This is a genomic window from Pontibacter chinhatensis (assembly GCF_900113285.1).
Lineage (GTDB): Bacteria > Bacteroidota > Bacteroidia > Cytophagales > Hymenobacteraceae > Pontibacter > Pontibacter chinhatensis.
Map to the genome: position 1 here is coordinate 342,291 of NZ_FOOT01000004.1, position 12,754 is coordinate 355,044.

Here is a 12,754-nt window from a genome sequence, read left to right on the forward strand (position 1 = left end):
TTAACTACCTGTTTTGAAGTTCCTGCTGCTTTGCCTTAGTTGTTGTCTTTTTAGACTCCACCAACGCCTCATATTCTTCCTTGCTTCCAACTATCAGGTTCTGATACTCTCTCAGACCTGTACCTGCCGGAATCAGGTGTCCTACAATCACGTTTTCTTTCAGGCCAAGCAATTCATCCGCCTTACCTCTGATAGCGGCTTCGCTCAGTACTTTAGTAGTTTCCTGGAACGAGGCAGCTGAAATAAAGCTTTGTGTACCCAACGATGCCTGTGTGATACCCTGCAGTGTTGGACGAGATACAGCTGGCTGTGCGTCACGTACAGTCACTAACTTCAGGTCACGGCGCTTCAGGCTTGAGTTTTCATCACGCAGTCTGCGTGGCGTTATAATCTGCCCTGGCTTCAGGTTCGTTGAGTCACCCGCATCCTCCACTACTTTCATGTCAATGATGTTATCATTTTCTTCCATGAAAGTAACTTTGTCTACTGTCTGGTGCTCCAGGAAGCTCGTATCACCTGGGTCAACTACCACTACTTTCTGCATCATCTGCCTCACGACTACCTCAATGTGTTTGTCGTTAATTTTTACACCTTGCAGACGATATACCTCCTGAATTTCATTCACCAGGTATTCTTGTACAGCACCAGGTCCCTGAATATTCAGGATATCTGTAGGCGTAATAGCACCATCTGATAATGGCATACCTGCACGAACAAAGTCATTGTCCTGTACCAGGATGTGCTTCGACAGCGGCACCATGTACTTCTTCTTCACACCGTCCTTAGACTCAATGAAGATTTCACGGTTACCACGCTTAACGCTTCCGTAGGTTACCACACCATCAATCTCAGACACTACAGCCGGGTTAGATGGGTTGCGGGCCTCGAAGAGTTCCGTAACTCGTGGAAGACCACCGGTAATGTCCCTTGTTTTACCAATTGCACGAGGAATTTTAGCCAGAATCTGACCAGCTTTAATTTTCTCGCCGTTCTCAACTGTTAAGTGAGCACCTACTGGGATGTTGTAGCCTTTTGAATCTCCGCTCTTAGGAGTAACAACAACAGCCGGGTTCTGTGTCTTATCTTTGGTATCGATAATCACCTTCTCACGGTATCCTGTCTGCTCATCTGACTCCTCACGATAGGTGATACCTTCAATGATTGACTCGTAAGATATCTCACCGTCAAATTCAGAAAGTATAACCGCGTTGTATGGATCCCAGTTACACAACGTAGTGCCTTTCTCTACAATCTGTCCTTCATTTACATGCAGGAATGAACCGTAAGGCACGTGGTTGCTGATGAGGAGTTTTCCTGTGTTCGGATCAACTACCTTCACCTCACCGGAACGGCCCATTACTACTTTCACAGGCTCGCCCTCGTTATTTACCGTATCAAGTGATCTTACATCTTCAAACTCAACTCTACCACCGAACTTGGCAAGTATAGTCGCGTCTACAGCAATGTTAGAGGCTGTACCACCTACGTGGAATGTACGGAGTGTCAGCTGTGTACCAGGCTCACCGATAGATTGCGCCGCAATTACACCAACAGCCTCACCCTTCTGCACCATGAATCCTGTTGCCAGGTTTCGGCCGTAGCACTTGGCACAGATACCACGCTTCGACTCACATGTCAGCACAGAGCGTATCTCAACGGATTCAATCGCAGTATTCTCTATTGAGCGTGCGATGTCCTCTGTAATCTCTGTTCCGGATTCTACTAACAGCTCGTTTGAGATAGGATCATACACATCGTGTACAGCTACCCTACCCAGGATACGTTCTGAGAGTGACTCTACAATATCTTCGTTGTCTTTCAGTGCACTTACTTCCAGACCTCGTAGTGTACCGCAGTCTTCCTCGTTCACGATTACGTCCTGTGATACGTCTACCAGACGACGTGTTAGATAACCCGCGTCGGCAGTTTTAAGGGCCGTATCCGCAAGACCTTTACGTGCACCGTGGGTAGAGATGAAGTACTCGATTACATCCAGACCTTCCTTAAAGTTTGAAAGGATTGGGTTTTCGATAATTTCACCAACTGAACCCTGCAGTGATTTCTGAGGCTTCGCCATCAGACCACGCATACCACCCAGCTGACGGATCTGCTCTCTCGAGCCACGAGCACCGGAGTGCATCATCATGTAGATGGAGTTGAAGCCCTGATCGTCATTCTCCAGACGGCGCATCAACGTTTCGGTAATTTGGTTGTTGATACGGGTCCAGATATCGATCACCTGGTTGTAACGCTCGTTGTCTGTAATCAGACCCATCGAGTAGTTCATCCATACAGCATCTACATCTTTCTTGGCCTGCTCAATAAGTTGCTCTTTCTCAACTGGAATGTTGATATCACCCAGACCCATTGACAGACCGCCTTTATAGGCAGACTGGAAACCCAGGGTTTTGATATCATCAAGGAACTGGGCGGTGCGGGCCATACCTGTTTCCTTGAACACTCTTGAGATTACTTGCTGAAGTTTCTTCTTGGTCAGCAGCTCATCCAGGTATCCAACTTCTTCAGGAACGAATTGGTTAAATAATACGCGACCGGCAACTGTTTCGATCAGTTTTGTCTCCAGCTCGTCTTTATCGTTCTTAACAGTAGCCCTTACCTTGATATAAGCATGTTTTGAAACCCTGCCTTCGTTGATTGCAATGATAACTTCTTCCGCAGAGTAGAAGCTCATACCTTCCCCGGCAATTTTTTCAGTCTCTGTGCTACGCTTACCTTTTGTTACATAGTATAGGCCAAGCACCATGTCCTGAGAAGGTACCGCGATTGGAGCACCGTTTGCAGGGTTCAGGATGTTGTGCGAAGCAAGCATCAGCATAGAGGCTTCCAGCACGGCAGCAGGTCCTAGTGGTACGTGCACCGCCATCTGGTCACCGTCAAAGTCGGCGTTGAATGCCGTACACACCAATGGATGTAGCTGAATGGCTTTACCTTCTATCAGTTTTGGCTGGAATGCCTGGATACCTAATCTGTGGAGCGTAGGGGCACGGTTCAGGAGCACTGGATGGCCTTTCAGCACGTTCTCCAGGATATCCCAAACAACAGGGTCCTTACGGTCTACTATTTTCTTAGCTGATTTTACAGTCTTTACTATACCTCTTTCTATCAGTTTGCGGATGATGAACGGCTTGAAGAGCTCAGCAGCCATGTTCTTAGGCAAACCGCACTCATGCAGCTTCAGTTCTGGACCAACCACAATTACCGAACGGCCGGAGTAGTCCACACGCTTACCAAGCAGGTTCTGGCGGAAACGTCCTTGCTTTCCTTTCAGCATGTCGGAAAGCGATTTCAGCGCACGGTTACCTTCTGCACGAACAGCGTTCACTTTACGTGAGTTGTCGAACAGAGAGTCTACCGCTTCCTGCAGCATACGCTTCTCGTTACGAAGGATAACTTCAGGAGCTTTGATCTCAATCAGTCGCTTCAGACGGTTGTTACGGATAATAACACGACGGTATAGGTCATTCAAATCCGACGTCGCAAAACGTCCGCCATCCAAAGGAACAAGAGGGCGAAGTTCTGGCGGAATAACAGGCACCATACGGATGATCATCCATTCTGGTCTGTTTTCAATTCTGGTAACAGCGTCACGGAAGGCCTCTACTACGCGCAGACGCTTCAGGGCCTCAGCCTTACGCTGCTGTGAGGTTTCATGCGCGGCAGCATGACGCAGTTCATAAGAAAGGTCATCCAGGTTGATACGCTCCAGCAACATCTGCAGGGCTTCAGCACCCATTTTCGCGATAAACTTGTTTGGATCGTTATTGTCCAGAATTTGGTTCTCGCGTGGCAGTTTATCCACCATGTCCAAGTACTCATCCTCTGTCAGGAAGTCAAGTGTGTTCACACCGTCTTCTGCAAGTATACCTGGCTGGATAACTACATATCTTTCATAATAGATAATCTGGTCAAGCTTCTTGGTTGGAAGCCCTAACAGGTAACCTATTTTGTTTGGAAGAGACTTAAAGTACCAGATATGGGCTACCGGAACAACCAGCTCGATGTGCCCCATGCGCTCGCGGCGCACTTTTTTCTCAGTCACCTCTACGCCGCAACGGTCGCAGATAATGCCTTTATATCTAATTCTTTTATACTTTCCGCAGTGGCATTCCCAATCCTTCACCGGGCCGAATATTCTCTCGCAGAACAGGCCGCCCATTTCAGGCTTATAGGTTCTATAGTTAATTGTCTCAGGCTTTGTTACCTCTCCATTAGAACGCTCCAGGATTGACTCTGGTGAAGCCAAGCTGATCGTAACTTTAGAGAAGTCCTGAGTTAGCTTTTTGTTTTTCGCAAATGCCATATTATTAGAATAATGTCGATACAATGAATATGCCTTACAGCTTAATCAGTATAAGTATGCATAGCGCCTTCGATTTTGCCGAGGCGCTATGCATTTATACTTTCTATTCCAGTGTAATCTCTAGGGCCAAGCCTCTTAACTCGTGAATTAATACGTTGAATGATTCCGGTATATTCGGCTTTGGCAACACATCGCCCTTCACGATTGCCTCGTAGGCTTTCGCTCGGCCGATCACATCGTCTGACTTCACTGTAAGAATCTCCTGCAGTACGTTAGAAGCTCCGAAGGCCTCCAGTGCCCACACCTCCATCTCACCAAAACGCTGGCCACCGAACTGGGCTTTACCACCCAGTGGCTGTTGTGTAATCAGCGAGTATGGTCCGATAGAACGGGCGTGCATCTTATCGTCTACCAAGTGACCCAGTTTCAGCATGTAGATAACACCTACTGTTACTGGCTGGTCGAATCTGTCGCCAGTCAAGCCATCATATAAGTAGGTACGTCCGAAGCGTGGCAAGCCAGCCTCAGCCAATTCTGCTGAAACCTGCTCTTCTGTAGCACCGTCGAAGATTGGAGTCGCATACTTGCGGCCCAATTTCAAGCCTGCCCAGCCTAATACAGTCTCATAGATCTGGCCAATGTTCATTCGCGATGGTACACCTAGTGGGTTCAGCACGATATCCATAGGTGTTCCGTCTTCCAGGAATGGCATATCCTCATCGCGTACGATACGAGCAACGATACCTTTGTTACCGTGACGGCCAGCCATCTTATCACCAACCTTCAGCTTACGCTTCTTGGCGATGTATACTTTGGCAAGCTGAACAATACCTGCTGGCAATTCGTCCCCAACCTCCAGCGTGAAACGCTCGCGCTTAAAGTGAGCGGAAACTATATTGCGACGCTTGTTATAGTTTTTAACAAGCTCTACCAGCATGTTGTTGGCGTTTTCGTCCGTCGTCCAGTTCTCCAGAATCAGATCTTTGAACATGTTCACCTCTTCCGGAACAGCGTAGTTGCTCTCGTCCTTATAGAGGTTTTTCTCCGGGAACAATGCTTCTGTAATGTTCTTACGGGAGAACTTCACTCCTTTCGAGAGAATCTCGTCACCGAACTTGTGACGTATGCCCTGAGAAGTTTTGCCCTCTAGCAGAGCAACCAGCTTATCTACCATCACATTTTTAATGGCAGTAAGCTCTCTGGCATACTTCACCTTAAGTTCTTCAACCTCTTTCTTGGACTTCGCACGCAGGTTCTTATCCTTCTTAGGACGAGAGAACAGCTTGGTTTCAATAACTACACCATTCAGTGAGGGCGGTGCTTTAAGCGAAGCGTCCTTCACATCTCCGGCTTTATCCCCAAAGATGGCACGCAGAAGTTTCTCCTCCGGTGTTGGGTCGGTTTCTCCTTTCGGTGTGATTTTACCGATCAAGATATCTCCTTCTTTTACCTCAGCACCAATTCTGATGATACCATTCTCATCCAGGTTGCGAACCGCCTCCTCACTTACGTTAGGAATTTCTGATGTCAACTCTTCTTCGCCACGCTTCGTCTCACGAACCTCCAGCTCGAACTCCTCTATGTGAATCGAAGTAAAGATATCGTCACGAACAACACGCTCAGAGATAACAATCGCGTCCTCGAAGTTATACCCTTGCCAAGGCATGAACGCTACTTGCATGTTGCGTCCGATGGCAAGCTCTCCATTATTGGTAGCATAGCCTTCGCACAGCGGCTGGCCTTTCGTCACACGCTCCCCTGTCTTAACAATAGGAGTCAGGTTGATACATGTATCCTGGTTTGTTCTTCTGAACTTAACCAGCTTGTAGGTAACATACTCTGCATCGAAGGAAACAAGTTTCTCTTCATCTGTCAGATCATATTTTACCACTATTTTATTCGCATCAACAAAGTCAATCACACCATCGCCTTCTGCTACTACAAGCGCTCTAGAGTCAATGGCAGCTCTGCCTTCCAGACCGGTACCTACAATCGGAGCTTCCGGCTTCAGCAGAGGAACAGCCTGACGTTGCATGTTCGACCCCATCAGGGCACGGTTAGCATCGTCATGCTCCAGGAATGGAATCAGAGAGGCTGCAACTGATACAATCTGGTTAGGCGCGATGTCCATGTAAGTGTATCTGGTTGGCTCCTCCACAGGGAAGTCACCTTCAAATCGGCCTTTCACTCTGTCATTTACGAAGTTACCATCGTCATCGATCAGTGCATTGGCCTGTGCAATGTAATGCGTATCTTCTTCTTCAGCCGTCAGGTACTCAACAGTACCATCTACCTGCACTTTACCTTCAATCACCTTACGGTAAGGTGTCTCGATGAAGCCCATGTGGTTAACGCGGGCATGCACGCAAAGCGATGATATCAGACCGATGTTCGGGCCTTCCGGTGTTTCGATGGTACACAGACGGCCATAGTGCGTGTAGTGAACGTCACGCACTTCGAAGCCGGCACGCTCTCTGGAAAGACCACCTGGTCCGAGAGCAGAAACGCGACGCTTGTGCGTTACTTCTGCCAGCGGGTTCGTCTGGTCCATGAACTGAGAAAGCTGGTTGGTACCGAAGAACGAGTTGATTACAGACGATAAGGTACGAGCGTTGATCAGATCAACTGGCTTGAAGTCCTCATTGTCGCGCACGTTCATACGCTCTTTGATGGTACGGGCCATACGAGCCAGACCAACTCCAAACTGCGCATATAACTGCTCTCCCACTGTTCTTACACGGCGGTTGCTTAGGTGGTCAATATCATCCACTACAGCCTTAGAGTTAATCAGACCAATCAGGTACTTCACGATCAGTACGATATCCTCATTTGTCAGAACCTTGGCATCCCAGTTTGTATCCAGGCCAAGTTTCTTATTAATTCTGTAGCGCCCTACCTCACCCAGATCGTAACGCTTGTCTGAGAAGAACAGCTTCTGAATAATGTCACGTGCCGTTTCCTCGTCCGGAGCTTCTGTGTTACGAAGCTGGCGATAGATTTGCTCAACCGCTTCTTTCTCAGAGTTAGAGTTATCCTTCTGCAGCGTGTTATAGATAATGGCGTAGTCTGCGATGTTGACGTTCTCGCGGTGCAGGATAATTGACTGCACGCCTGAGTCAAGTATAACATCTATATCATCCGGAGTGATTTCTGAGTCACGCTCCAGAAGCACTTCGTTACGATCGATTGAAACTACCTCGCCTGTATCTTCATCTACAAAGTCCTCTGTCCAGGTTCTGAGAACACGGGCAGCCAGCCTGCGGCCAATGGAATTTTTCAGCGTATTCTTATCTGCTGGCACCTCTTCTGATAAGCCAAACAAGTCAAGAATATCCTTATCTGTACCATAGCCAATTGCGCGAAGCAAGGTAGTTACCGGGAATTTCTTCTTACGGTCGATGTATGCATACATGACGTTGTTAACGTCTGTAGCAAACTCAACCCAAGATCCTTTGAAAGGAATAATTCTGGCAGAATAAAGTTTTGTACCGTTGGTGTGCTTGCTTTGCGCAAAGAACACGCCCGGAGAACGGTGCAACTGAGATACGATGACACGCTCAGCTCCATTGATCACAAAGGAGCCCTTTTCTGTCATGTATGGGATGTTGCCCAAGAATACCTCCTGCTCTATTGTTTCAAAATCTTCGTTATCTTCATCATTACAGATCAAGCGAAGTTTTGCTTTAAGCGGAACAGAGTAAGTTAGTCCTCTGTCGATGCATTCATCTACAGAATATTTTGGAGGGTCTATATGATAGTCGATAAACTCCAGTACGAAGTTTTCGCGTGAATCTGAGATAGGAAAGTTCTCGGCAAACACCTTAAACAGACCTTCTTGCGCCCTATTTTCAGCCGGAGTTTCCAGCTGAAAGAAATCCTGGAATGATTTCACCTGCACATCTAGGAAGTCAGGGTAGTCAATCACGGGCCTGATAGAGGCAAAATTGATTCTCTCTGTCGTCTTATTCTTAGCCAAAGCTTTGGAATTTTACGTTTATAATCAGTTTCAAGCACACAGAGTCCAAAACAGCTGTGGGCAAAAAAAAGATTCAATTACCTTGAATCTGTATACAAACAGGAAAAGACCTGACGAATTTGCCAGGTCTACCTGTTCTTGGTATGTTGATAAAGCGAGATTATTTTACCTCCACTTCAGCACCAGCTTCTTCTAGAGACTTCTTCAGTGAATCTGCTTCGTCTTTCGCTACACCTTCTTTCAGTGTTTTCGGAGCACCGTCAACCAGCTCTTTTGCCTCTTTCAGGCCAAGACCAGTAAGCTCTTTTACAAGCTTAACTACTGCTAGTTTCTGAGCACCAGCTGACTTAAGGATTACGTCAAAAGAAGTTTTCTCTTCTGCAGCAGCTCCTCCTTCAGCAGCACCACCACCAGCAACCATCACTGGAGCAGCAGCAGCAGGCTCAATGCCATACTCATCCTTAAGAATAGTAGCTAGTTCGTTAACTTCTTTAACAGTCAAGTTTACTAACTGCTCAGCGAATGCTTTCAAATCTGCCATTTTTATAGAAATTAAAAGTTACTTATTGATTACGTTTTTAAATTATTCTTTTTCTGATAATGTTTTCAAGATACCCGCTAGCTTACCGCCGCTGCTCTGAAGGGCAGAAACCACATTCTTAGCAGGCGACTGAAGAAGGCCGATAATTTCGCCAATAAGCTCATCCTTAGACTTAATCTCGGATAGCGTCTTAAGCTGCTCTTCGCCAATGAAAATACCACTGTCGATAAAAGCACCTTTCAGCAGAGGGAGCGTATTGCCTTTCTTTCTGAAGTCTTGGATCAGTTTTGCTGGTGCATTGCCTGACTCTTGCGAGAACAGGATACCGGAAGCGCCCTTTAAAACATCCTCAAGCGCAGAAGTATCAGCTTCTAAAGTATCTAGCGCTTTCTTGATAAGTGTATTTTTGTACACTTTATATTCGATACCACGATCGAATGCCATTCTTCTGAACGCGTTGATGCCAGCTACACTCATGGTAGATGCATCAGTAATATAGAAGTAGTTGGTGTTTGCTAACTTCTCGCTCAGGTCTTTAACAATTATCTCTTTTTCTTCCCTGGTCATTTTCTTAGATAGTTGCGTTCTTGTCAACGATTACCCCCGGGCTCATTGTGCTGGACAATGTGATGCTCTTGATGTAAGTGCCTTTAGCTGAGGATGGCTTCAGACGGTTCAGTGTCTGTATAACCTCATTTGCGTTTGCAGCAAGCTGCTCTGCAGTGAAGGAAACTTTACCAACGCTGGTGTGAATGATACCGGTTTTGTCAACTTTAAAGTCGATTTTACCCGCTTTTACCTCTCTTACAGCTTTTGCTACGTCCTGTGTAACGGTGCCCGACTTAGGGTTTGGCATCAGGTTACGAGGACCCAAGATTCTACCCAAACGACCTACTTTGGCCATAACTGCAGGCATAGTGATAATCACATCTACATCTGTCCAGCCCTTTTCGATTTTTTGGATATAGTCATCAAGACCTACGTAGTCAGCACCTGCATCCTTAGCTTCCTGCTCTTTATCAGGGGTAACCAACGCAAGCACCTTTACTTCTTTACCAGTTCCGTGAGGCAGTGTAACGATACCACGCACCATTTGGTCGGCTTTACGCGGGTCCACGCCTAAACGTACATCAATATCCACAGAGGCATCAAACTTTGTAAAGGTGATTTCCTTTACAACTGCGGCTGCATCTGTTAGAGAATACTCTTTCGTTAGATCGGCTTTGGCTAAAGCCGCTTTTCTATTTTTTGAAATTTTCGCCATTTTCCTTCAAATGTTATTCGCTCCACGGAGCTGTGCCAGAAACTGTAATACCCATGCTTCTTGCTGTACCTGCTACCATTTTCATGGCTGACTCCAGTTTGAAAGCATTCAGGTCAGGCATCTTCGTCTCGGCGATCTCTCTTACCTGATCCCATGTTACCGAACCCACCTTGTTACGGTTAGGCTCTTTGGATCCGCCTTTAACTTTAGCAGCATCCATCAGCATCACTGGAGCAGGAGGAGTCTTAACAACGAAGTCAAAAGACTTGTCTGCATACATTGTAATCAAAACTGGTAACACTTGGCCAGCCTTATCCTGTGTTCTAGCATTAAACTGCTTACAGAACTCCATGATGTTAAGACCTTTTGAACCAAGTGCAGGTCCAACCGGTGGCGATGGATTCGCTGCACCTCCCTTTATCTGAAGTTTCAGATAACCTTTAATTTCCTTTGCCATTAATATGTATTTACTAGGATTCTTTTTCTACTTGCATGTAGTTCAGCTCAACCGGTGTATTTCTTCCAAAGATTTTCACCATCACGTTGAGTTTCTTACGCTCTTCAAACACCTCTTCTACAGTGCCCGAGAAACCGCTGAACGGACCATCCATTACTTTCACAATCTCTCCTACCACAAATGGAGTATCCAGCACTTCCGCCTGCTCTTCTGCCTCATCCACAGTACCTAGTATTCTATTTACCTCGGATTGGCGAAGTGGAACTGGCTTCTTGCTTGGAGAGCCTTTCTCATCTGTTCCCAGGAAACCGATTACACCAGGAGTGCTGATGATAATGTGCTCGGCCTCACCATGGGAAAGATCCGCATGAACAAGAACATAACCTGGGAAAAAGCTACGCTCTCTGATTCTCTTCTTTCCGCCACGCATTTCGTACACTTTCTCTGCAGGGATTAGCACCTGAGGCACATAATCCTGAAGACCGTGGCGCATTATCTCGTTTTCAAGGTAAGACTTCGCTTTCTTCTCCTGCCCACTAACGGCGCGCACTACATACCACTTTAAATCAGCCATGCATCTCTAATTTAAAACTGGTTGTAAAACCACGACAATACAGTGTCGAACCCAAAGTCCATAACACCTACTATCAAGGCAAAAATCAAAGAACCGATCAACACCAACACTGAGCTATTTTGCAACTCCGCGTATGAAGGCCAGGAGACCTTGTTCTTCATCTCTTCTACAGTGTCGTTGATATAGGTTCTTATATTGCTCATGGCTTTGATTACCAGATAGTGAAAATTGCACGGGTGGAGAGACTCGAACTCCCAGCCAACGGTTTTGGAGACCGCTACTCTACCAATTGAGCTACACCCGTAAAAAAATGCACGCCAATTTTTTTATTGGAGTGCAAATTTATTCATAAGTTTTATGAAAACAAACCCGATCCTAAAAAAACTTTTAAGACCGGGTTTGCAACATAATATTAGTCAAGGATTTCAGTTACCTGACCGGCACCTACTGTTCTACCACCCTCACGGATAGCGAAACGAAGGCCTTTCTCCATTGCAACAGCGTTGATAAGGTTAACCTCGATAGTGATGTTATCACCTGGCATAACCATTTCTACACCTTCTGGCAGCATAATCTCGCCAGTTACGTCTGTGGTTCTGAAGTAGAACTGTGGACGGTATTTGTTGAAGAATGGAGTATGACGGCCACCTTCTTCTTTAGAAAGTACGTAAACCTCAGCTTTGAATTTAGTGTGAGGCTTAACTGAACCTGGCTTACAGATAACCATACCACGACGGATATCAGTTTTCTCGATACCACGCAGCAGCAGACCTACGTTGTCACCAGCTTCACCTCTGTCAAGGATTTTGCGGAACATCTCCACACCAGTAACTGTAGACTTCAGGTTCTCAGCACCCATACCCAGGATCTCAACTGGATCACCAGAGTTGATTACGCCACGCTCGATACGGCCAGTAGCAACAGTACCACGACCTGTGATAGAGAACACGTCCTCAACCGGCATCAGGAATGGAAGGTCTACCAGACGCTCTGGAAGTGGAATCCAGTTGTCAACAGCGTCCATCAGTTTCTCGATAGTAGCAACCCACTTCGGATCACCGTTCAGGCCACCAAGAGCTGAACCTTGGATAACTGGAATATTGTCACCGTCGAAGTCGTAGAAAGAAAGCAGCTCGCGGATTTCCATTTCAACCAGCTCAAGAAGCTCTGGATCATCCACCATGTCTACTTTGTTCATGAACACTACCAGCTGAGGTACACCTACCTGACGAGCAAGAAGGATGTGCTCACGAGTTTGTGGCATAGGACCATCTGTAGCAGCCACCACAAGGATAGCACCGTCCATCTGAGCAGCACCAGTAACCATGTTCTTCACATAGTCAGCGTGACCAGGGCAGTCAACGTGCGCGTAGTGACGATTCTCAGTAGCATACTCTACGTGAGATGTATTGATAGTAATACCTCTTTCTTTTTCTTCAGGAGCGTTGTCAATTGAAGAGAAGTCACGCATCTGAGCAAGACCTTTGTTTGCCAGCACTGTAGAAATAGCTGCCGTCAAAGTAGTTTTGCCGTGGTCAACGTGACCGATAGTACCGATATTTACGTGCGGTTTGGAACGGTCAAATGTTTCTTTAGCCATTGTATGATATTAAATTAAGGT

Annotated in this window: 9 protein-coding genes and 1 tRNA gene; all 10 read right to left on the reverse strand. The window is 46.5% G+C overall.

The genetic code is table 11. From position 1 onward, the window contains the following. Nucleotides 1-4: 4 nt before the first annotated feature. Nucleotides 5-4,321 (reverse strand): DNA-directed RNA polymerase subunit beta', encoded by a 4,317-nt coding sequence (gene rpoC / locus BM040_RS13585; protein WP_092102372.1) that lies wholly within the window; start codon nt 4,319-4,321, stop codon nt 5-7. 103 nt (nt 4,322-4,424) lie between these two features. Beyond that, nucleotides 4,425-8,297, reverse strand: coding sequence for a DNA-directed RNA polymerase subunit beta (gene rpoB, locus BM040_RS13590; protein WP_092102375.1), 3,873 nt, complete (start codon nt 8,295-8,297; stop codon nt 4,425-4,427). 160 nt (nt 8,298-8,457) lie between these two features. Further along, complete coding sequence (gene rplL / locus BM040_RS13595; RefSeq protein WP_092102378.1) at nt 8,458-8,838, reverse strand: 50S ribosomal protein L7/L12; 381 nt, start codon at nt 8,836-8,838, stop codon at nt 8,458-8,460. A 42-nt stretch (nt 8,839-8,880) separates the two neighbouring features. After that, a complete protein-coding gene (gene rplJ, locus BM040_RS13600) occupies nt 8,881-9,405 on the reverse strand; it encodes a 50S ribosomal protein L10 (RefSeq protein ID WP_092102381.1) in 525 nt (174 codons plus the stop codon). A gap of 4 nt (nt 9,406-9,409) precedes the next feature. Further along, complete coding sequence (rplA, locus tag BM040_RS13605) at nt 9,410-10,102, reverse strand: 50S ribosomal protein L1 (RefSeq protein WP_092102384.1); 693 nt, start codon at nt 10,100-10,102, stop codon at nt 9,410-9,412. Nucleotides 10,103-10,115: 13 nt separating this feature from the next. Further along, a complete protein-coding gene (gene rplK, locus BM040_RS13610) occupies nt 10,116-10,559 on the reverse strand; it encodes a 50S ribosomal protein L11 (RefSeq protein ID WP_092102387.1) in 444 nt (147 codons plus the stop codon). Between the two features lie 13 nt (nt 10,560-10,572). Further along, on the reverse strand, nt 10,573-11,133 hold the full coding sequence (gene nusG / locus BM040_RS13615) for a transcription termination/antitermination protein NusG (protein WP_092102390.1): 561 nt from the start codon (nt 11,131-11,133) through the stop codon (nt 10,573-10,575). An 11-nt stretch (nt 11,134-11,144) separates the two neighbouring features. Continuing rightward, nucleotides 11,145-11,336, reverse strand: a complete 192-nt coding sequence (secE, locus tag BM040_RS13620) for a preprotein translocase subunit SecE (RefSeq protein WP_092102393.1) — start codon at nt 11,334-11,336, stop codon at nt 11,145-11,147. Nucleotides 11,337-11,364: 28 nt separating this feature from the next. Further along, nucleotides 11,365-11,437, reverse strand: a tRNA-Trp gene (locus BM040_RS13625). Nucleotides 11,438-11,545: 108 nt separating this feature from the next. Beyond that, the gene (tuf, locus tag BM040_RS13630; protein ID WP_092102396.1) at nt 11,546-12,733 is read right to left on the reverse strand and encodes an elongation factor Tu; all 1,188 of its coding nucleotides are present in this window, start codon (nt 12,731-12,733) and stop codon (nt 11,546-11,548) included. Nucleotides 12,734-12,754: the final 21 nt, after the last annotated feature.